Origin of the sequence: Sphingobium sp. DN12, assembly GCF_051058005.1 — a bacterium.
GTDB lineage: Bacteria > Pseudomonadota > Alphaproteobacteria > Sphingomonadales > Sphingomonadaceae > Sphingobium > Sphingobium yanoikuyae.
Genome location: NZ_CP173719.1, coordinates 158,349 through 176,967, shown reverse-complemented (window position 1 = coordinate 176,967; position 18,619 = coordinate 158,349). Strand labels below are relative to the sequence as shown.

At 64.4% G+C, this 18,619-nt stretch carries 22 protein-coding genes; 10 read left to right on the top strand and 12 right to left on the bottom strand.

The window, feature by feature from the left end:
- Nucleotides 1–77: 77 nt before the first annotated feature.
- The 4 genes from ACI6S0_RS26010 to ACI6S0_RS25995 all read right to left on the bottom strand — a co-directional run bounded on the left by ACI6S0_RS26010 (nt 78) and on the right by ACI6S0_RS25995 (nt 2,094).
- Nucleotides 78–650, bottom strand: a complete 573-nt coding sequence (locus ACI6S0_RS26010) for an RNA polymerase sigma factor (protein ID WP_021243451.1) — start codon at nt 648–650, stop codon at nt 78–80.
- Nucleotides 647–1,084, bottom strand: coding sequence for a periplasmic heavy metal sensor (locus ACI6S0_RS26005; RefSeq protein WP_017502275.1), 438 nt, complete (start codon nt 1,082–1,084; stop codon nt 647–649). Before ACI6S0_RS26005 ends, ACI6S0_RS26010 begins: the two co-directional genes overlap by 4 nt.
- A complete protein-coding gene (locus ACI6S0_RS26000; RefSeq protein ID WP_017502274.1) occupies nt 1,081–1,362 on the bottom strand; it encodes a hypothetical protein in 282 nt (93 codons plus the stop codon). Before ACI6S0_RS26000 ends, ACI6S0_RS26005 begins: the two co-directional genes overlap by 4 nt.
- A gap of 135 nt (nt 1,363–1,497) precedes the next feature.
- The gene (locus tag ACI6S0_RS25995) at nt 1,498–2,094 is read right to left on the bottom strand and encodes a c-type cytochrome (RefSeq protein WP_017502273.1); all 597 of its coding nucleotides are present in this window, start codon (nt 2,092–2,094) and stop codon (nt 1,498–1,500) included.
- A 223-nt stretch (nt 2,095–2,317) separates the two neighbouring features.
- Here ACI6S0_RS25995 and copC point away from each other — a divergent pair, with 223 nt between their 5' ends.
- Entirely contained in the window at nt 2,318–2,698 is a 381-nt protein-coding gene (gene copC / locus ACI6S0_RS25990) for a copper homeostasis periplasmic binding protein CopC (RefSeq protein WP_434406012.1), read from the top strand.
- A 4-nt stretch (nt 2,699–2,702) separates the two neighbouring features.
- Nucleotides 2,703–3,638 carry a copper homeostasis membrane protein CopD gene (gene copD / locus ACI6S0_RS25985; protein WP_017502271.1) on the top strand — a complete coding sequence of 312 codons (936 nt, stop codon included), beginning with the start codon at nt 2,703–2,705 and terminating at the stop codon, nt 3,636–3,638.
- Between the two features lie 7 nt (nt 3,639–3,645).
- Here the strand turns inward: copD and ACI6S0_RS25980 are convergent, their stop codons facing one another.
- Complete coding sequence (locus ACI6S0_RS25980; protein WP_037522285.1) at nt 3,646–4,944, bottom strand: hypothetical protein; 1,299 nt, start codon at nt 4,942–4,944, stop codon at nt 3,646–3,648.
- Nucleotides 4,945–5,029: 85 nt separating this feature from the next.
- Nucleotides 5,030–5,374 carry a flagellar biosynthetic protein FliQ gene (locus ACI6S0_RS25975; protein WP_017502270.1) on the bottom strand — a complete coding sequence of 115 codons (345 nt, stop codon included), beginning with the start codon at nt 5,372–5,374 and terminating at the stop codon, nt 5,030–5,032.
- A 241-nt stretch (nt 5,375–5,615) separates the two neighbouring features.
- Here ACI6S0_RS25975 and ACI6S0_RS25970 point away from each other — a divergent pair, with 241 nt between their 5' ends.
- From ACI6S0_RS25970 to ACI6S0_RS25960, 3 genes are all read left to right on the top strand, one after another.
- Complete coding sequence (locus ACI6S0_RS25970; protein WP_026109407.1) at nt 5,616–6,503, top strand: NAD(P)/FAD-dependent oxidoreductase; 888 nt, start codon at nt 5,616–5,618, stop codon at nt 6,501–6,503.
- Nucleotides 6,504–6,607: 104 nt separating this feature from the next.
- Nucleotides 6,608–8,977 carry a heavy metal translocating P-type ATPase gene (locus ACI6S0_RS25965; RefSeq protein WP_376784562.1) on the top strand — a complete coding sequence of 790 codons (2,370 nt, stop codon included), beginning with the start codon at nt 6,608–6,610 and terminating at the stop codon, nt 8,975–8,977.
- On the top strand, nt 8,974–9,360 hold the full coding sequence (locus ACI6S0_RS25960; RefSeq protein ID WP_026109405.1) for a MerR family transcriptional regulator: 387 nt from the start codon (nt 8,974–8,976) through the stop codon (nt 9,358–9,360). Before ACI6S0_RS25965 ends, ACI6S0_RS25960 begins: the two co-directional genes overlap by 4 nt.
- 313 nt (nt 9,361–9,673) lie before the next feature.
- Here ACI6S0_RS25960 and ACI6S0_RS25955 read toward each other — a convergent pair whose 3' ends face one another.
- On the bottom strand, nt 9,674–10,012 hold the full coding sequence (locus ACI6S0_RS25955) for a hypothetical protein (RefSeq protein WP_125988681.1): 339 nt from the start codon (nt 10,010–10,012) through the stop codon (nt 9,674–9,676).
- A 102-nt stretch (nt 10,013–10,114) separates the two neighbouring features.
- Nucleotides 10,115–10,585, bottom strand: coding sequence for a hypothetical protein (locus tag ACI6S0_RS25950; RefSeq protein ID WP_313326448.1), 471 nt, complete (start codon nt 10,583–10,585; stop codon nt 10,115–10,117).
- A gap of 231 nt (nt 10,586–10,816) precedes the next feature.
- Here ACI6S0_RS25950 and ACI6S0_RS25945 point away from each other — a divergent pair, with 231 nt between their 5' ends.
- A complete protein-coding gene (locus tag ACI6S0_RS25945) occupies nt 10,817–12,694 on the top strand; it encodes an FTR1 family protein (protein WP_425506125.1) in 1,878 nt (625 codons plus the stop codon).
- On the opposite strand, the gene ACI6S0_RS25940 is transcribed toward ACI6S0_RS25945, so the two are convergent.
- Genes ACI6S0_RS25940 through ACI6S0_RS25925 form a run of 4 tightly spaced genes read right to left on the bottom strand, consistent with a single transcriptional unit; the run spans nt 12,680 to nt 14,968 of the window.
- Nucleotides 12,680–13,225: an MAPEG family protein gene (locus tag ACI6S0_RS25940; RefSeq protein WP_188084231.1), complete on the bottom strand. Its 546-nt coding sequence runs from the start codon at nt 13,223–13,225 to the stop codon at nt 12,680–12,682. The genes ACI6S0_RS25945 and ACI6S0_RS25940 overlap by 15 nt on opposite strands.
- 12 nt (nt 13,226–13,237) lie before the next feature.
- The gene (locus ACI6S0_RS25935) at nt 13,238–13,882 is read right to left on the bottom strand and encodes a class I SAM-dependent methyltransferase (protein ID WP_313326445.1); all 645 of its coding nucleotides are present in this window, start codon (nt 13,880–13,882) and stop codon (nt 13,238–13,240) included.
- On the bottom strand, nt 13,879–14,514 hold the full coding sequence (locus ACI6S0_RS25930) for a cation transporter (RefSeq protein WP_188084233.1): 636 nt from the start codon (nt 14,512–14,514) through the stop codon (nt 13,879–13,881). The genes ACI6S0_RS25935 and ACI6S0_RS25930 overlap by 4 nt, the downstream gene beginning before the upstream one ends.
- A gap of 55 nt (nt 14,515–14,569) precedes the next feature.
- Nucleotides 14,570–14,968 carry a MerR family transcriptional regulator gene (locus ACI6S0_RS25925; protein ID WP_188084234.1) on the bottom strand — a complete coding sequence of 133 codons (399 nt, stop codon included), beginning with the start codon at nt 14,966–14,968 and terminating at the stop codon, nt 14,570–14,572.
- A gap of 75 nt (nt 14,969–15,043) precedes the next feature.
- Between ACI6S0_RS25925 and ACI6S0_RS25920 the strand changes: the two genes are divergently transcribed.
- The 4 genes from ACI6S0_RS25920 to ACI6S0_RS25905 all read left to right on the top strand — a co-directional run bounded on the left by ACI6S0_RS25920 (nt 15,044) and on the right by ACI6S0_RS25905 (nt 18,618).
- Nucleotides 15,044–15,703 (top strand): cation transporter, encoded by a 660-nt coding sequence (locus ACI6S0_RS25920; protein ID WP_188084235.1) that lies wholly within the window; start codon nt 15,044–15,046, stop codon nt 15,701–15,703.
- Nucleotides 15,704–15,786: 83 nt separating this feature from the next.
- Nucleotides 15,787–16,128, top strand: a complete 342-nt coding sequence (locus tag ACI6S0_RS25915) for a hypothetical protein (RefSeq protein ID WP_188084236.1) — start codon at nt 15,787–15,789, stop codon at nt 16,126–16,128.
- Nucleotides 16,129–16,196: 68 nt separating this feature from the next.
- A complete protein-coding gene (locus tag ACI6S0_RS25910; RefSeq protein ID WP_188084237.1) occupies nt 16,197–17,450 on the top strand; it encodes a TolC family protein in 1,254 nt (417 codons plus the stop codon).
- Nucleotides 17,451–17,454: 4 nt separating this feature from the next.
- On the top strand, nt 17,455–18,618 hold the full coding sequence (locus tag ACI6S0_RS25905; RefSeq protein ID WP_434406011.1) for an efflux RND transporter periplasmic adaptor subunit: 1,164 nt from the start codon (nt 17,455–17,457) through the stop codon (nt 18,616–18,618).
- The last annotated feature ends 1 nt before the right edge of the window (nt 18,619 follow it).

Here is an 18,619-nt window from a genome sequence, read left to right as displayed (position 1 = left end):
ACGTGCAGCACTTTGGGTCTGAAAAGACGCTTAAGCGCGGTATCTCTTTATCCTTACGCGCGAGCAGCGCGCACCCCTCATTCCTCAGCGAGTATTTCTGCGAGGCGCGCGCGCGCGCGATACAGGCGCGTCTCCACAGCCTTGCTACTGACGGAAAGCGCTTTGGCGGCCTCTGATTGACTGAGCCCTTCGACGGTCCTGAGCATCAGGACTTCACGCAACGTGGCAGGCAATGCGCTGATCGCCGCCGACAGTCGCTCCACCTCTATTTTCGATTCAGCACTGGCATGTGCGGAGGGTGCGTCATCCGGCACTTGCTCAATCTCATCATCCGACGGCGCGGAGCCAAATGTGAAGAGCTGCCGCACCCTCTGGCGGCGGCGCCAATCGCGACATTTGTTAATCGCGATCCGGGATAGCCAGGCGCGCAACGGACGCGCACCATCATATTTCCGCAGATGGCTGAACGCGGATACAAAGCAGTCCTGCGTGAGATCAAGTGCTTCCTCGGCATTCCCGACCAGGCCGCGCACCAGTCGAAATATCGCTGTCTGGTGCCGACGCATAATCTCGGCGAAAGCCGACTGCCGACCGGCAAGCGTCAGTGCCGCTAGTTCACCGTCCGAACACGCCTGGAGATCCAGACTCACCGTGCATCGTCGGTGAGCGCATGAACCACCGCCTGATCGAAGGTCTTGGCCTGATCGGGGCGAAGGATTTGCCGCATGGCGAAGATGTGCCCGAGCGTTTCCTTTTGCAGTTCGCCCATTGCCTGATGCGACTGATCGACGGCCGCGGTCACACGCGGCCCTTCGCCATGTTCGACCTCGATCGCGGCTGCGAGACGCGCATTGTCCGATCGCAGTTCAAGCTCCAGCGCGCGCCGACGCACGGCGAAACCCTGCTCTAGCAGCTCGATCTTGGCCTTCTGACGATCATCCAGATCGAGCTTGCTGTGCAAGACATCGTGGAGCTCGACGCCGGCTGCCTTGGGCCGCGGGAAAAAGTAGCGGCCCAGGAACACGCCCGCAACCGCCGATGCAAAGGCGACGATGGCGACGAGGAGGAGCAATTTGGGCTTCATTGAGAACCTACCAGCAGCGTCGAAGGGGCAAGCGGATTTGATGGCCCGAAAGGCGATAGCGTGACCGACGCCTCGGCACGCGGCGTAAAGCCATTGCTGGCGATACCCAGCAGTACCGCTCCGAAAGCCGCGACCGCACCGAGGCGGAATTGAGACGCGGTCGAAACCTGCGGCAATGCCGCTATGCGTCGGAACACAGCATCCTCCAGACCAATCAGCCCCGGATGCGTCGGTTCGTTGCGTAAGCGGCTCAGCAGCCGGTCCAGGTCGGTATCCATCGAAAAGTCCAATCCTCAATCAATCCGGGGCAACGGCCCAGGACGTGTTCTTTACTTTCCCCTCTATCAGCCTGTCCGTCAAAGCATCGCACATAGCGGGCAGATCTGAGCAACAGCGACGGAGCAGCCGCAACGCTATGGCGCCGTCTTCGTCATGCCGGGCATATCCTTCATCATCGCGTCATGGTCTTCGGGCGCACTGGCTATTGCCGCCTGATATTGGGCGGGTGACATACGCGGAAGTTGCCTTACGAAAGCCACCATATCCCAGATCAGTTCGTCGCTATGGGTCTTACCCCAAGCTGGCATCGCGGTCAGCTTGACCCCATGCTTGATGATCCAGAATTGCTCCTTTGGCGATCTTTGCTCCTCGCGGGAAAGCTCCGGCGCCCTCGGATAGAGTCCCTGGCTGATTTCGGACTTTTCCAGTCCTGGCCCGAGATGGCAGCCGCTGCACATCTCGGTGTAGAGCCCCGCCCCGCTCTGCAGCCGCTTCACGTCCCCAAGGTTGGCCGGGACATTCACATCACGAGATCGCACGGCGATGGAACGATCTCGGAGCTGCTCGATCAGCCAATAGACCGGTTTGGTGTGCGGCGAATCCGCCCCGATGTCATAGGCACCCACATAGACGACGATCCCCGCTAGCGCGCCGCCGACCAGCGCTGTCGCAGCGATAAAACCTACACTTGGAAAGTGCCTGCGCAGCCAAGTCGTCCTAGCATTCTCCATAGCTTCCTCCCGAGCGGCAGCGTCCCTTGGATCCGGGTGGTTCTCACACCCATCCAATTGTCCATACGCACTGCAAGCTTCGATCCCTCATCTGTCGCGCAGATCTCATTCGCAAATCCCGCCGGGGTTCTGATTTGCAGAATTCTTGCGCGCCTGATGAGGGGTGGCGCCGCGTGGTGCGTAATTCGATGTGTCGGCAGTCTCGCCGCCCATGGAGAAATCGATGTTTCGTAAAACAATCTTTGCCGTCGCCATGGCGGCGTCTATCCTCACCGCTACCGCTGCGCAGGCTCACCCTAAGCTCAATGCCGCCACCCCTGCCGCAAATGCCGTGGTCGCCGCCCCGACCAGAATTCAGCTCGTCTTTTCTGAAGCGCTCGTCGCACAATTTTCCGGGCTCGACCTGACGATGACCGAAATGCCAGGCATGAAGATGGCGCCGATGAAGATGAACGGCGTCAAGGCCACCGTGGGCGCCGATGGCAAGACGCTCGTCGCGACGCTTGCCAAGCCGTTGCCGGTTGGAACCTACAAGGTCGACTATCACGTCGTCTCTGCTGACACCCATCGCATCCAGGGCAGCTACACCTTCAAGGTCCAGTAAGACCGTGCCGGACATCATAGCGATCGCAGTGAGGCTGGGACTTTTCCTCGATCTCATGCTCCTCTTCGGGTTGCCGATGTTCGGCCTCTACACGTTGCGCGGGACTGAGCGGGCATCCGGCTCGGTCCTGCGTTTCCGGTCGGTGTTGGCGACAATCGCGCTGGCCGGTATCGTATTATCTATCCTGGGCATGATGGTCCTGGCGGCCTCGATGGGGGGCGTGCCACTCGATCAGGTAGACCGCGCCACGGTCAATCTTCTCATATCGGGCACTGCGATCGGGACGGTCTGGCAGGTACGGGTCGCGGCCCTCCTGCTCGTGCTCTATTTTTCCATCGTCGGTTGGCGGCGTCCCGCTTTCGCCCTGTGGTCGCTGTCAGCGACCGCCGCTGTCGCTCTGGCGACCTTGGCCTGGACGGGGCATGGCGCTGCCGACGAAGGCTTGCGGGGATGGGTCCATCTTGGGGCCGACATCACCCATCTTTGGGCGGCGGGGATTTGGGTAGGCGCATTATTCGCCCTTTGCCTTCTCATTTTCCGCCCTGCAGCTCGCATGGCGATCGATCATATCCACCTTTCTCACCGCGCGCTGGATGGCTTTGCAAAGGTCGGATCGGTAGTCGTAGGGCTGCTTATCCTGTCGGGATTCATCAACAGTTGGATCCTGATCGGACCATCCCGGCTCGGTTCCCTTTTTGCCAGTCTCTACGGCCTTCTGCTGGGGGCAAAGCTGATACTGTTCGGCGTCATGCTGACGCTGGCCGCCGCCAATCGCTTCTTCCTGACCCCCTCCCTCGCTGCAGCCATTGAAACGGGCAATACATCCTCGGCGATAGGAACACTTCGTCGCAGCCTCGCCATTGAAACCGGATGCGCTCTTGTCATTCTAGCCCTCGTTGCATGGTTAGGACTGCTGGCCCCACCTGCATCGGGGATGTAATCCGCCTTCATGGAAGCGCGCGCGAAATAGCTTTGATCGCTTTAAGGCCCGAGCCAAACCGGGAAATCGCGTCCTTGTTCCGTTCTAGCTCACCATAAGGGAGATAGGCGATCTCCAGGTCCGCGATCCGGCTGAACGCCGGCCTTGCGATTTGCGCGCGCACTTCGCTTTCGCGAGCATCTGGAGCGACAAGGAACAATCCGGCTGTGGCATGCAGGTCGCTGCCGCTCAGGGCAAGATCGAGCATCCGGACGATCCCCGAATAGATGGAAGTCGAATGTTCGACTTCGAAGGCTGCCGCGACCCGGTCACCACCCCGCTCCAGCCACAAAACATCAATGAGGCGGATAGCATCCGCTCCGGTCGACGTCGAAATTGAAGCCGGCAAGCTCTCGAGGCACCCCTCCCCCAAACGCACACCGTCATGCAGTCGCCCCCGATCATTGGATGCGATCCAGACGTCATACCCCAGGGCCAGACCGATATCGCGCAGCCATGCCTGGATTTCCGAATGGGTTCGATCACTCTCGCCCTGCTTCTGCAGCGCTTTGTTGAGCGTTTGTGCTTCCGCCCGAGCTTGTTCGAGGCGTGCGGTCCAGGATCCCAGGGTCTGGTCTTCCTCGTCGCGGGGCGGCGCCGGATAACGGCCAGAGCCGATATCGAACAGGAGGCCGCCAATAGCGCCCAGATCGTTTGACAGAAGATCGCGAAACCGCTCGTTCAGGTCGAGCACACCCGAGCGCATGGCGAGAAAATGGTGCCAGCTTCCGAGCTTCACCTTGCCGCCGGTCAGCTTGTTATAGCCGTTGACGATCGCGGTGTTGAACGGCGGCACGAGGGTCGGATGCAGGAAATAGAGGAGATTGGCGACCGCAGGCCCCAGCCCCTTGATGTTCAGGCGATCAATCGTGTGGATACCTGCGATAATCTCTTCCGCGGTGTCGCAACAGGCGCAGTGATCGAGCAATCGGCCAAAGGCGCGCTGGTTCGCCGGGTTTTCATAGATGTCGGGGATCCGCAATTTGGGCTTCCAGAGAAACGCATGGTCCGCGCCTTTGAAGATCTGCCTCTGTTCTGCGACTGAATGAACGACCGTTTCCAGCGAAGATCCGCGATAGGCGACGCCGAACCTTCCGGCTTCGATTTCAGCGACCACCTGGGCGAGACCACGCCGTATCGAACGAAAATTCTTGATGCGCTCGTCCCATAGAAACCAGCTCTGATACGTCGCGTTCGGATCTTCCCTCCATCGTTGGATCAGTTGCCGCGCCAGCAATTCAAATTCCGCCAAACCCCGTTCCCCCATTCGCGTCGATCTTCTCCAACGCTAACACTCCGCCCCGTATACGAACAGTTTTTGCGCGGCCGCCCAGGACGAAAAGCGACCCGCGTCATCTGATATCGTCCGGAATATGCGTCAGCAGGTCACGGGTGTAGCCGATCAGGAGATCGCCAACGGTTGCCCCGTAAAGCGCGAGGAACAAAATGAACGCCAGGAGCTTGGGGACGAAGCTCACAGTCTGTTCGTTGATCGAAGTCGCAGCCTGGATCATGGAGATAATGAGCCCGACCACCAGCATGATTATCAGCGGGGGTCCAGCGACAACCATTATCACCCAAAGCGCCTGGCCCATCGAAACCGAAAAAGGGCTGTAGGTCTCCATCTCTCCCCCGACGATGATGGTTTCGTCGCCCCCTGACGTTGCGGCCTGTGGTTGTTGCGGGGCGAGCGACATGGAGCGCGATCGGTTTATTCCAATCCGTCTTCCCCACATCCGCTCGCCCCCGCGCCACGCTGCGACCCGTGGGCACCTCGGCTGTCCATCCTGCTAGGCGATGGGCTTCATCTGATTTTACGCAGCGACGGGGTTTACCCCTCACGACCCGACCTTTTTTTCGAAGAACGCGCACTCGTTTGAGGGAAGAAGCCTCATTCCGCGTAATACCAGTGAAGACCGAGCTCAGTGAAAGGCACGCATGTACGACTGCGTCATCATCGGCGGCGGCCCCGCAGGGCTGACAGCAGCCACCTATCTAGCCCGGTTTCTGCGTTCTACGCTGGTCATCGATGCTGGCGATGGCCGCGCGACCCGCATCCCGACGACACATAACCTCCTCGGTTTTCCAGACGGTATCTCTGGCGAAAATCTGCTTGTCCGTATGCATCGACATGCCGCCCAGTACGGTGCCGAATTGGTCCCTGGGCTCGTCGATCGCATCGACCGGGTCAGGACAGGTTTCGTCGTCGATACAGATGCCAAGACTTTCAGTGCCCGGTCAATATTGCTTGCCCAAGGCGTCACAAATCATCGACCCCGAATGAGGCAGGAAACGCATGATCGAGGCGTCGCCCAGGGATTGATACGTTATTGCCCGATCTGCGACGGCTATGAGGTCCGCGGCAAGCGAGTGGCCGTGCTGGGCTGCTCCGACCATGGCGCGGCCGAGGCTTTGTTCGTTCGCCACTATAGCGACACCGTGACCTTGCTCGCGCAAGACAGTTCGCAATTGTCGGTAGCCGAGACGGCAGATCTGGCTCGAGGCGGTATTGCCGTCGAACGCGCGCCGGTTCGAGATTTGTCGATCGATGGAGAATTCCTGCACGCCCATTTGGCCGATGGCCAATTGCTCCAATTCGACACCCTTTATGTTGCCCTCGGAACCGCCCCTCGCTCGGAATTGGCGCGAATGGCTGGCGCTGGCCTGAGCCGGGGAGGTGGCATCGTCGTCGATGCGCACCAGCAAACGACAGTCGGCGGCCTGTTCGCGGCCGGCGACATGGTTGAAGGACTGGATCAAATTGCCGTTGCGGCAGGTCAGGCGGCTAAGGCCGCGACGGCCATCCACAATCTGTTGTCCGGCTGACGCGGCAGCGCAGAGTCAGCCACGCGAAAATATATTTTCGTCGGGCTTGACCCTGACACGATGTCAGGCCCCAGATTGCTTTTCGTCGATAAGGAGACGAGCCTGTGACTGACCCTGTTCCTGCAAGCAATTCGGGTGCGCACAGCTGCTGCGCGGCCAAGCACGGCGGCGGCACGGACGCGAAGACGGCCAAGGATCCGGTTTGCGGGATGATGGTCGATCCGGCCGCAACGCCTCATCATGCCTCGCATCATGGCGAGCAATATCATTTCTGCAGCGCCGGATGCCGCACGAAGTTTGTCGCCGAGCCGGTGCGCTACTTGTCCGCGGGTGACAAAGAGGCGATGGTCGCTCAACCAGGCGCGATCTGGACCTGCCCCATGCACCCGGAGGTCCGTCAAGACCATCCCGGGCCATGCCCGATCTGTGGCATGGCGCTCGAGCCGGAACTTGTGACGGCAGACACCGGACCAAGCGGCGAACTCCTGGATATGTCGCGGCGTTTCTGGATCGCGGTGCTGCTCACCATCCCGGTCTTTGTCCTGGAAATGGGCAGCCACCTGTTCCCAGCACTGCACAATCTTGTACCGGCCCGCATGTCCGGATGGTTGCAGCTTGCACTGGCAACCCCGGTCGTACTCTGGGCGGGCTGGCCATTTTTCGAACGGGGATGGGTGTCCATCCGGACGCGCAACCTCAACATGTTCACGCTGATCGCGATGGGGACGGGCGTGGCCTGGGCCTATAGCGTGGTCGCGACCATCGCCCCGAGGGTGTTCCCCGCAGCGTTTCGAATGATGGACGGCACAGTCGCTATCTATTTCGAGGCCGCCGCCGTCATCACCGTGCTGGTGCTGCTGGGACAGGTGCTCGAACTGCGCGCCCGCGAGCGGACCTCAGGCGCCATCAAGGCGCTGCTCAACCTCGCCCCCAAGACCGCGCGCCGCATTGGCGCCGACGGGAATGACGAGGAGGTATCGCTCGACCAGGTAGCCGTCGGCGATCTCCTCCGTGTCAGGCCGGGCGAAAAAGTACCGGTCGATGGCAAGGTCGAAGACGGCCGATCCTCGCTCGACGAGTCGATGGTGACGGGTGAGTCGATGCCCGTCACGAAGGCGCTCGGCGACACTGTCATCGGCGGAACGATCAATCAGAGCGGTGCCCTCGTCATGCGCGCCGAGAAGGTGGGCCGCGACACGATGCTGGCGCGCATTGTCCAGATGGTCGCTGACGCGCAGCGTTCGCGAGCACCTATCCAACGCCTGGCCGACCAGGTCGCGGGATGGTTCGTGCCCGCCGTCCTGTTGATCGCGCTCATTGCCTTTGGTGTATGGGGTATCTGGGGGCCAGAACCCCGTCTGGCCCATGGCCTGATCGCCGCCGTCGCCGTGCTTATCATCGCGTGCCCCTGCGCCTTGGGGCTTGCGACGCCAATGTCGATCATGGTCGGCATCGGCCGGGGCGCGGGGCTCGGCGTGCTCATCAAGAATGCCGAAGCGCTGGAGCGGATGGAGAAGATCGACACGCTCGTCGTCGACAAGACAGGTACGCTGACCGAGGGGCGACCATCGGTCACCCGCATCATTCCGGCGACAGGCTATGAAGAGACCGAACTGCTGCGGCTCGCCGCCGGCGTGGAGCGGGCGTCCGAACATCCGCTGGCGCTCGCCGTGATCGCCGCCGCCAAGGACAGGGGAATCGTGCTTCCCGAGGTCGCGGACTTTGATTCACCGACCGGCAAGGGCGCGATCGGCACGGTGGATGGCAAGCGCATCACCCTGGGCAACGCCCGTTTCCTGTCAGAAAACGGGATCGACGACAGCGCACTCGAGCCCCAGGCGGACGAACTGCGCCAGGATGGCGCGACCGCCATCTTCATCGGCATCGACAAGCAGGCGGCCGGCATTCTGGCCATCGCCGATGCAATCAAGGCGACGACGGCCGAGGCCATCGCGGCGCTTCGCAAGGAGGGCATACGGGTCGTGATGCTGACCGGCGACAATCGCACCACGGCCGAAGCGGTCGGGCGAAAGCTCGGGATCGACGACGTCGAAGCCGAAGTGCTACCGGATCGGAAAAGCGCGGTGGTCGCGCGATTGAAGAGTGAAGGGCGCATCGTCGCCATGGCTGGCGACGGGGTCAACGACGCGCCCGCGCTCGCCGCCGCCGATGTCGGCATCGCGATGGGTTCGGGCACCGATGTCGCGATCGAAAGCGCTGGCGTGACCCTGCTGAAGGGCGACCTTAACGGCATCGTGCGTGCGCGCCGGCTTAGCGAGGCGACGATGTCCAACATCCGCCAGAACCTGTTCTTCGCCTTCATCTACAACGCCGCCGGGATCCCGATCGCGGCAGGGCTGCTCTATCCGATCTTCGGCATCCTGCTTTCGCCGATCATCGCTGCAGCAGCGATGGCATTGTCCTCAGTCAGCGTGGTCACCAACGCGCTGCGCCTTAATCGGGCGGCGCTATGAACATAGGCGGTGCGTCGGGCGCGAGCGGGGTCTCACAGCGGATGATCCGCCACTACGAAAAGATCGGCCTGGTCCCATCGGCTGTGCGGCGGGATAGTGGCTATCGCGATTACAGCGACGCCGACGTCCATCGCCTGCGCTTCATAGCCAATGCCCACGATCTCGGCTTTCCGATCGAAGAAATCCAAAAGCTGCTTGATCTATGGTCCGATCGTGCACGCGCCAGTTCAGAGGTCAAGGCGCTGGCAGAGGCCCGAGCGGCCGACCTTGGCCGCAAGGCGGATGCGCTAAATGCGATGCGAGAAGCGCTGATGGGGTTGGCGAAGAGCTGTGACGGCAACAACCGACCGGAATGTCCGATCCTGACGCACCTGGCATCTTGAACATGTTCAACGACACGCCTGCACTCTCAGTTTTGCAATTCGCGTCCCGTCAGCTTCACGAGCCGGCGCGGACGGTCGGCGGCGATGAACATGGCGTTCGACGGCAAGCCTTCACTGCTCGATGGCATTGCCGTCGCGGCAAGGTCGCGTTCGACGTGACGGCCACCCGGATACTATAGACAGTCGCTGAGCTCTTCGGGAGGAGCCATGAAAGAGCCTCCCGAAGAGCTCCGACAAGTTTGGAACAGGCAATGTTCGCCAATCCATGATCGACGGCGAGGGGAAGTTAGCGCCTCGCCGTCACTTCACGCTATCAGCAGACATCGCTCCCATCGACCCAAACGCGGACCGGTCCCTGCAACGGCGCACGCGGACCATATTGCGGCCGCTGCCGCCACACATAACGGCCGGTTTTGCCGGTATAGGCCGGATCGCATTCCGGTCCACCTTTGCCTGTCCACTGCTCGCGTTGGTCGGCGACCTTCCTGCAGACCCGTGCACTTAGCGGTGCACGCGGACCAGGAGCCTGGGGTTGCCACTCACACTTGATGGTAGCCGGTTTCTCGACATCTGCCTGTGCCAATGCCGGAACTGGGGCGGCGGCGAGCATCGTGAATGCGGCCACCGTAGCGCTGAATATCAAGGTCTTCATGATTCCTCTCCTTGGACTGAAAGTGCTCTGGGCAAACGGCCCCGGAGGGGCGGGCAGCGCACGGCGCCGTCCAGCGCTTGGGAGGGTTCGCCTGGCGAGTTGTCAGGCCAAGGTGTTGGGTGGATGCTGTTCGGGCTGGGACGATCGTCCGTGTAGCGCCGGATAAGACGGTGAGATGAGAAGCGGATTCGTGCTCACCATTTCCGCCGCGAGGGGCGACCGGCTATTGAGAGCAAATAGGGGAAGACAACCCATGCCGGCCACGCAAGCGAGCGTCATCCGCTGACAGGGCAGCGATTTCTCGCCTTTGTCTTGCATCATCCCGGCACAGTCGATGGGCATCACCGCTGGCGCCGTTGCGCTGAATGCAGTTGCCACAATTGGGCTTGCGGCAACTGTGACTATCTGTCCGAACAGGCCGAGTAGGACGCCTAAGATCAGCGCTATTTTATGCGCTCGTCTCATCAGCACATTTTCTGCCTGTTGCTGAACCGAGTCAAGGTTCTGCGCCCGGAAACCGACTATTCCGAAGCCCGTGGCGCCATCATGGCCCCCCATCACCGAGGCCAGCACCGAACAGCTGTCAACGTCTCCCCCCCGTCCAGCCCTGCGGTCTGATCAATGCCTCTTGACCCTCTAGTTGCTACAGGGTGCAAGTTGCGAATAATTCTTAGCAGAGACTCGCACATGTACCTCCGTTTGCCTGCCGCCCCTTCCACCGCTTTTGCCTTCAAATGGTGCTCGACAGCGAATCTTGTTGTCTTGGCATTCGCCCTGATCGTGATCGTGCTTCCAGGGCGAGCCTTGGCGAGCGATGCGGACGTGCAGACCAGCTGGCGGTTGCTCGATTATATCGGGGTGGACTACGCGGGAGCTGTCTCGAACGGGAAAGTGATAAGTTCGGCCGAGTATGCCGAGATGTCCGAATTTGCCGGGCAGGTCGAAACTCGGGTCCGGGCACTGGCTCCAACATCGGCCAAGGCGGATCTGCTTCGCCGGTCGGGGACGCTGCGCAATGCGATCGCCGCCAAGGCGCCGCCGGCGATGGTGGCGGAACAATCCCGAGCGCTCGCTGCAGCGCTGCTTGCGGCGTATCCAGTACCGCTCGCGCCCAGTTCGCCGCCGGATTTGACGCGAGCCGCCGCGCTCTACGCGCAGAATTGCGCCGCCTGCCATGGCGCAAGCGGCGATGGCCACGGCCCGGACGCAGCCAAGCTCGATCCGCCGCCGATCGCGTTCACCGACAAGGCGCGCGCCGATCAGCGCAGCCTGTTCGGCCTCTACCAGGTCATCAGCCAGGGCCTGGACGGCACCGCGATGCAGAGTTTCGCGGCGCTGCCCGAAGCCGATCGCTGGGCGCTGGCCTTTCACGCCGGTCAATTCGCCTATCCCGAGACCGCCGCGCGTGACGGCGAGCGGTTGTGGCGCGGCGATGCCGCGCTCCGCGCCAAATATCCCAATCTCGCGGCGCTGGTCGGCGTCACCCCGGCCGCGCTGGCGGCCGATATCGGCCCGGAAAAAGCGGCCGCGCTTACCGCCTTTCTGCGCCGCCATCCCGCCGCGGTGACCGTGCGCGTCGATGGCTCGCTTGCCTTGACGCGCGAACGGCTCGACCAGAGTATGGCAGCCTATCGCGCCGGCGACCGCAAGGCCGCAGCAGATCTCGCGCTTTCCGCCTATCTCGATGGCTTCGAGCCGGTCGAGCCGGTGCTTGCCGCGCGCGATGCGGCCCTGATGGCGCGGATCGAGGGGGCGATGGCGAAGCTTCGCGCGGCGATCGGACAAGGGCGTCCGGCAAGCGAAGTCGAAGCGGCGAACCGCTCGCTGGCCAGCCTGTTCGCCGAGGCTGAAGCCGCCCTGGCGCCCGAGCGGGCGAGCAGTGCGTCGAGCTTTCTTGGCGCGTTCGGCGTGCTGCTGCGCGAAGGGCTCGAGGCGCTGCTAATCGTCGTCGCGATGATCGCGTTCCTCAAGAAGACCGAGCGCCCCGAAGTGCTGGGTTTCGTCCATGGCGGCTGGATCGCCGCGCTCGCCGCTGGTGTCGCCACCTGGTTCGTCGCGACCTATTTCATCAGCGTGAGCGGCGCTTCGCGTGAGCTCACCGAAGGCTTCGGCTCGCTGTTCGCAGCGATCATCCTGCTCACCGTTGGCATCTGGATGCACGGCAAGAGCAACGCGGAAGCCTGGCAGCGTTATGTGAAGGCGAAGGTGACCGCCGCGCTGTCGCGCCAGTCGGGCTGGTTCCTGTTCCTGCTGTCGTTCGTGGTCGTCTACCGCGAGGTGTTCGAGACGATCCTGTTCTATGCGGCACTGTGGGGGGAAGGGAATGGCGTGGCGATGCTGGCCGGAGCCGGCGCAGCGACCGCACTGCTCGCTCTGATCGCCTGGATCATGCTCCGCTTCAGCGCCCGGCTGCCGATCACCCAATTCTTCTCGTGGAGCTCGATCCTGATCGCGATTCTTGCGGTCGTCCTCGCGGGCAAGGGCATTGCCGGGCTGCAGGAGGCAGGCATCCTCGGCGTGGTGCCGCTGGCCAATATACCGCGCATCGAGTTTCTGGGTCTGTTTCCAACGACCGAGACCGTGCTTGCGCAGGCCGCGACAATCGTCGTGCTCGTCGCCGGCTTCTGGTACAGCGGGCGCAGTGCGGCCACGGCCCGCTCGTCAGGATCACCCGCCGAATAGGCGACCGAGGAGCATCGCGAGCGCGACCAGGTAGCAGGTCAGCGACCCGAGCGCCGTCGTCGCCATCCCGAAGGCGCGCGCGCCGGCGCCATCGGGATAGCAGCGGTAGAAGCTCCAGCGGCCGACCGCGAACAGCATGGACGATGCGACCAGCAGCCCCAGCCAGCGGCCGCCGGCGACCGAGGCGAGCAGCAGATGCGCGCCGACGCCGAGGAATGCCTGCTCCAGCGTGTTCTGCAGGAACGCGGCCTTGACCGCGAGCGCGGGGCTCGGCGGCCCCTTGGCCGCGCCGCCGATGTCGGCGGCGGACCGGTAGCGCCCGCTCGAGACCAGGCGGACGGCGAGCAGGACGAGGGCGAAATGGACGAAGCTCGTCTGGATCGCGAAGGCAAGCCGCGCGCCGATCACAGACGGGAAAGTGACCAGCTTGGGCAGAAAGAGGACGCACGCGACCGAGATCGCGGCACAAAGCAGAAAGGCCAGCCCCGACTGCTTCCTGATCTCCTTCTGCTCCGCTTTGAGGTCCGTCATGGCCACGCTCCGTCAGCCCGGCCGATCCGCCGCGATCAGCGCGATCGTGCCCGTCACCGTGTGGATGCGCGCTGCTTCGCGCACATTGTCGAACCCCGTCGCGCGCACGAGTTCCGGAAGCACGCCGTCGGCATTGGGCTGGGTGTCGGCCACGCCGTCGAGCCGCTGGATAGTCAGGCGGAACAGCAGCCGCATCAATCCCCATTGCCGCCCATAATCGGCGATCACGAGCCTGCCGCCAGGGCGGAGTGCCGCGTGCATCGCCCCGAGGCCCGCCCGCTTTTCCGCCATCGGCACCTGGTGGAACATCAGGCTCGACACCACGGCGTCGGCAGAGCGGGAACCGATGTCCCGCGCGAAGCCGCGCTCCCAATGGATGTCCGCACCCGCGGCGTCGCCCTTGGCGCGAGCGATCGCCAGCGCTTCTTCGTCGGGATCGATGCCGATGATGCGCACGCCAGGCGCGGCCGCCTTGAGCATGACCGCGAAGCTGCCCGTGCCGCACCCGACATCGATGATGGTCTCGCCGGGGCGCGGCGCGAGCAGCTCGATCATGGCGCTGCGCCAACGCATCTCGCGGGTCCAGCGCCGGATTGCGCGATCGTAATCCGCGGTGTCGCCGATCCCGAGCGGCTGCGTGTAGGCGCTATCATTCATGCCCGTGCCCTCGTTGCATGTTCCGCCAGCTCGCGGCGCGCGTCGCGAATTATGTCATAGGCGGAATGGAGGAACAGCAGCGCGATCACGCCGGCAACGACGAGATCAGGCCAGGCCTGTCCCGTCCAGGCAACCAGCGCGGCAGCGGCGATCACGGCGATATTGGCAAGCGCGTCGTTGCGCGAGAACAGCCAGATGGCGCGAGACGTCGCATCTCCCTGGTCCCGGAACCGCGCGAGGATCAAGGCGGCCGATACGTTGACGACGAGCGCCGCGATACCGATCACGCCCATCAGTTCGGCTTCGGGCGGGGCCGCATGGAATGCGCGCCACGCTGCGAACCCGATGACGCCGAGCCCGAGGCTCGCGAGAAAGATGCCTTGCACGAGCGCGACGCGGCTTCGCGCGACCGCAGTCCAACCGAGCGCGATCAGCCCGACGAGCGTGATCGACCCGTCACCGATGAAATCCAGCGAATCTGCTTTCAGCGCCTGCGAACCGGCAATGAAACCGCCAACCAGCTCGAACAGGCCGAACCCGACGTTGAGGATGACCACGATCCACAGCGCCCGCCGATAGGCCGGATCAGCGCCTGCCCGCTTGGTGTCCGCCTCACATTCGCAGTCGCTCATCGTCATCTCCGCCGCGAGTCGCGAGCATGTTCTGCACCCTGTAGCAGCTATAGGGTCAATGCCTTGCGTGGGGTCCCAGCGCTTCGATGATCCGGCAGTCGGAAATAGCGCCTTGGCTGCACTGGCCGATCACTTCGTCAAGCTCGCGTCGAAGTGCGCGGAGATCGGCGATCTTCTGATCGATCTGCGCGAGATGCGCGCGCGCGACGCTGTCGACGGCGCCGCACGAGCGGCTGCGATCGTCGGAAAGCGCAAGAAGCTCGCGCACCTGATCGAGTGTAAAACCAAGGTCGCGCGCGCGGCGGATAAAGGAGAGCCGCGCCAGATGGGCGGCCCCATAGTCGCGGTAGTTGCCCGCGGTGCGCCCGGGTTCGGGAAGCAATCCGATCTTCTCATAAAAACGAATGGTCTCGACCTTGGTCGAGGTCGTTCGTGCCAGTTCACCAATCTGCATCAGAAATCCCGCTTGACCCTATAGTTGCTACAGGCCGCACATAGCGCATGACATCGAGTCGTTCGAGGTAATGAAATGGCCTGCAACAGCTGCGCGTCCGCGAAGCCGGACCCATCCAACGATCCGCGCTGGCGGCGCGCGGTCTGGATTGCGTTGATCATCAACGCGACGATGTTCGGCGTCGAGATTTTCGCGGGCGTTACCGCCCACTCGGCCGCACTCAAGGCTGACGCGCTCGACTTCCTCGGCGACAGTGCCAACTACGCGATCAGCCTCGGAGTTGCAGGCATGGTGCTCACCTGGCGTGCGCGCGCGGCGATGCTCAAGGGCGCCACCCTGTTTGCGCTCGGGGTCTGGGTGATCGGCAGCACCGGCTATGCCGCGTTCGCGGGCACGCTTCCGCAGGCCGAGACGATGAGGATTGTCGGTGGTCTCGCGCTGGCGGCCAATGTCGCGGTCGCCTTCATCCTGTACCGTTTTCGCAGCGGCGAGGCGAACATGCGCTCGGTATGGATCTGCTCGCGCAATGACGCGATCGGCAATGTTGCCGTGGTCGCCGCCGCGTTCGGCGTGTTCGGCACCGGCTCGGCATGGCCCGACCTGACCGTTGCCGCGATCCTCGCCACGCTCGGGATCAGCGGCGGCATCCAGATCATGCGCCAGGCGGCGGCCGAGCTGCGGGCGCCGCATCTATTGCACGCGGCGCCCGCGCAGCCAATTCTTCAGGGGGAATAAATATGGCGTCGAAACAGGAGAATGGGAGGCGATCCCGCCCCGCCGCTTTGCTTGGCCGTGCCGTCCGGCTAGCAGAGCAGCCGATGCGACAATCGCTCGCCCTGATCGCCGGCCTGATGCTCGTCCTCTCTTTGTGGACGGGTCTCTCGGTGTCGGCGGCGCACGCGGCCGAGATCGTCGGCTGCCTTGAGCTGTCCGCCGGGGCCGGAGACCATGTCGCTTGCGATGGCGACGAGGTTCCGGGCGACGCGGACAATCCGGCGCCGCATCACCACGGCAGCTGCCACAATCATCATCTGAGCATGCCCGCCGTCGACGGCCCGGCAACGATCACCCCAATTGCCCGGACTACGCTGAGGATCGATCCCGCGATCGAGCCCGACGCGATAACCGCCGCGCGCGACCTGAGACCACCGATCGCCTGACGCGCCGATCGTCCACGCGGCTGCAGGCCACGGCGGACTCCCAGCCTTTCGTCAGGAGATCATTTCCCATGTCCCGTATCTTCGCGGCCGTCCTCGCCGCGGCCCTCTGCTCCACCCAGGTCGCAGCGCAGGACGCGCCGCCGGCCACGGTGTCGCTCACGCTCGATGAAGCGCTCGCCGCCGCCCGCCAAGCCTCGCCCGCGCTAGAAGCGGCATCCGCCGACCTGCGCGCCAGCAGCGCGGCGCGCACCGTCGCCGGCCTGCGCCCCAATCCCTCGCTCGAGGCGCAAACCGAGAATGTCGCCGGCAGCGGCGCCTATCGCGGCATCGACAGCGCAGAGACCACCGTGGGGTTCGCACTGCCGATCGAACTGGGCGGCAAGCGCTCGGCGCGGATCGGCCTCGCCGACGCACAGGGCGTGCGGGCGCGGGTCGATGCCGCGATCGCCGATGCCGATGTCACGCTGCGAGTCACCCAGGCCTATGTCGCCGCCGTGGCCGCCGAGCGCAGACTCGGCATCGCCCGCGAGCAGGCGGGGATCGCCGCCGAGGCCTATCGCGCCGCCAGGATCCGCGTGAGCGCGGGACGCGCCTCGCCGATCGAGCAGCAACGCGCCGACGTGCTCCGCATCAATGCCGAGGCGGCGGCCGCCCGCGCCGAGCGCGACGCTGTGGTTGTCCGCGACACGCTGGCCCGGCTGATCGGCCGCCCCGTCATGGCCGGGCTCGACCTTGCCTGGTTCGATCGGCTCGACGGCTATGGTCCCTCGGCACGAGCCGGTGTCGACGGCACGCTCGCGCTGGCCGCGGCCGATGCCGAAGTCGCGACCGCCGATGCGCAGGTCGGGCTCGCCCGCTCGCAGCGCATTCCCGACGTGACGCTGAGCGCTGGCGCACGCCGGCTCGAAGCGACCAACGACACCGCCGCGGTATTCGGCGTGTCGATCCCGCTGCCTTTGTTCAACAATGGCAGCGCTGGCGTCGCCCAGGCGCGCGCCGAGCGCGACCGGGCCGACGCGCGACGGCGCATGGCGCGAATCGACGCCGAACAGGCGATCTCTGCCGCCGAGGCCGAAGTGGCAAACGCGGCGGCCGATGCGCGCAACGCGACCGGGCCTGCGCTGGCCGCCGCGGTCGAGACCGCACGCATCGCGCGGATCGGCTATCGCGAGGGCAAGTTCGGCCAGCTCGACCTGCTCGACGCCGAGCGCACGCTGGCGGAGACCCGCGCCGCCGCGATCGACGCGCTCGCCGCCTGGCACGACGCGCGCGCCCGCCTCCAGCGCCTCACCGGCGCCGCTCCCACGATCACGAAAGACTGAGCCCATGAAGATCACGATTTTGCGGGCGACGCTGCCCCTGGCGCTTATCGCGACTCTCGCCGCGTGTGGCGGCACCAAGCCCTCCGAAGAAAAGGCCGAAACCGAAGCCAAGGAAGGCGCTGAAGCGCCCTCGCAAGGCGTCATCAAGCTCAGCCCGCAGCAGATCGCGACCGCCGGTATCCAGCTCGTCCGCCCGACTGTCGGCGGCGGGGGCGCGATCGAGCTGCCCGGGACGATCGAAGGCGATCCCCAGGGCACCCAGGTGGTGTCGGCGGCGATCGGCGGGCGCGTCGTCGCGCTGACCCGCAATCTCGGCCAGTCGGTCGGTCGCGGCGAGACGCTCGCGGTCATCGAGAGCCGCGAAGCCGCCCAACTCAACGCCGAGGTCGAGGCGGCGCAGGCGCGCGCCGCGCTCGCCCAGTCGAACCTCCGTCGCGAACAGCGGCTGTTCAACGAGCGCGTGTCGGCCGAGCAGGATCTGATCGCCGCCCGCACCGCGGCGCGCGAAGCAGAGATCGCGCTCAGGCTCGCGCGTCAACAAGTGTCCGCCGCGGGCGGCGGCGGCGGATCGCTCAACCGTCTCGCGATTCGCGCGCCGATCGGCGGCCAGGTGATCGCGCGCTCGGTCACGCTCGGCCAGACCGTCGCGGCCGATGCCGAACTGTTCCGGGTCGCCAATCTCTCCACGGTGTCGCTGACCCTGTCGCTGTCGGCCGCCGATGCCGGCCGTGTCCGGCCGGGCGCCACCGTCGAGGTAAGCGCGCCGGGCCGGCAAGCCACGGCTCGCATCACCTTCGTCTCGCCGGTGCTCGACGCCACGACCCGGCTGGTGCCGGTGATCGCGGCGATCGATAACCGCAGCGGTCAGTGGCGCGTCGGCGAGAGCGTGCAGGCCGCGATCCTGCTCGGCGGCGGCGGCGGCAACGAAAATGGAGGCGGAAGCGCAGTCAGCGTGCCGTCGACCGCGGTGCAGACGATCGGCGACAAGCCGGTCGTGTTCGTCCGCACAGGGGATGGATTCCGGGCCGCGCCGGTCACCCTCGGCCAGGCCAGCGGTGCTTCCGTCATGGTCCTCTGGGGCCTGACCGGCCGCGAGCAGATCGCCGCCGCCGACAGCTTTGTCCTCAAGGCCGAACTCGGCAAGGGCGAAGGCGGGGACGAGGACTGAG

What these genes read in the sequence shown, in the direction of transcription:
- ACI6S0_RS25995 (WP_017502273.1), bottom strand. Translation starts at nt 2,094, where the DNA reads ATGGAGAATGCTAGGACGACTTGGCTGCGCAGGCACTTTCCAAGTGTA.
- ACI6S0_RS25910 (WP_188084237.1), top strand. Translation starts at nt 16,197, where the DNA reads ATGTCCCGTATCTTCGCGGCCGTCCTCGCCGCGGCCCTCTGCTCCACC.
- ACI6S0_RS25975 (WP_017502270.1), bottom strand. Translation starts at nt 5,374, where the DNA reads ATGTCGCTCGCCCCGCAACAACCACAGGCCGCAACGTCAGGGGGCGAC.
- ACI6S0_RS25915 (WP_188084236.1), top strand. Translation starts at nt 15,787, where the DNA reads ATGCGACAATCGCTCGCCCTGATCGCCGGCCTGATGCTCGTCCTCTCT.
- ACI6S0_RS25970 (WP_026109407.1), top strand. Translation starts at nt 5,616, where the DNA reads ATGTACGACTGCGTCATCATCGGCGGCGGCCCCGCAGGGCTGACAGCA.
- ACI6S0_RS25935 (WP_313326445.1), bottom strand. Translation starts at nt 13,882, where the DNA reads ATGAATGATAGCGCCTACACGCAGCCGCTCGGGATCGGCGACACCGCG.
- ACI6S0_RS25940 (WP_188084231.1), bottom strand. Translation starts at nt 13,225, where the DNA reads ATGACGGACCTCAAAGCGGAGCAGAAGGAGATCAGGAAGCAGTCGGGG.
- ACI6S0_RS26000 (WP_017502274.1), bottom strand. Translation starts at nt 1,362, where the DNA reads ATGGATACCGACCTGGACCGGCTGCTGAGCCGCTTACGCAACGAACCG.
- ACI6S0_RS25920 (WP_188084235.1), top strand. Translation starts at nt 15,044, where the DNA reads ATGGCCTGCAACAGCTGCGCGTCCGCGAAGCCGGACCCATCCAACGAT.
- ACI6S0_RS25955 (WP_125988681.1), bottom strand. Translation starts at nt 10,012, where the DNA reads ATGAAGACCTTGATATTCAGCGCTACGGTGGCCGCATTCACGATGCTC.
- ACI6S0_RS25980 (WP_037522285.1), bottom strand. Translation starts at nt 4,944, where the DNA reads ATGGGGGAACGGGGTTTGGCGGAATTTGAATTGCTGGCGCGGCAACTG.
- ACI6S0_RS26005 (WP_017502275.1), bottom strand. Translation starts at nt 1,084, where the DNA reads ATGAAGCCCAAATTGCTCCTCCTCGTCGCCATCGTCGCCTTTGCATCG.
- ACI6S0_RS25925 (WP_188084234.1), bottom strand. Translation starts at nt 14,968, where the DNA reads ATGCAGATTGGTGAACTGGCACGAACGACCTCGACCAAGGTCGAGACC.
- ACI6S0_RS25905 (WP_434406011.1), top strand. Translation starts at nt 17,455, where the DNA reads ATGAAGATCACGATTTTGCGGGCGACGCTGCCCCTGGCGCTTATCGCG.
- ACI6S0_RS25930 (WP_188084233.1), bottom strand. Translation starts at nt 14,514, where the DNA reads ATGAGCGACTGCGAATGTGAGGCGGACACCAAGCGGGCAGGCGCTGAT.
- ACI6S0_RS25960 (WP_026109405.1), top strand. Translation starts at nt 8,974, where the DNA reads ATGAACATAGGCGGTGCGTCGGGCGCGAGCGGGGTCTCACAGCGGATG.
- copC (WP_434406012.1), top strand. Translation starts at nt 2,318, where the DNA reads ATGTTTCGTAAAACAATCTTTGCCGTCGCCATGGCGGCGTCTATCCTC.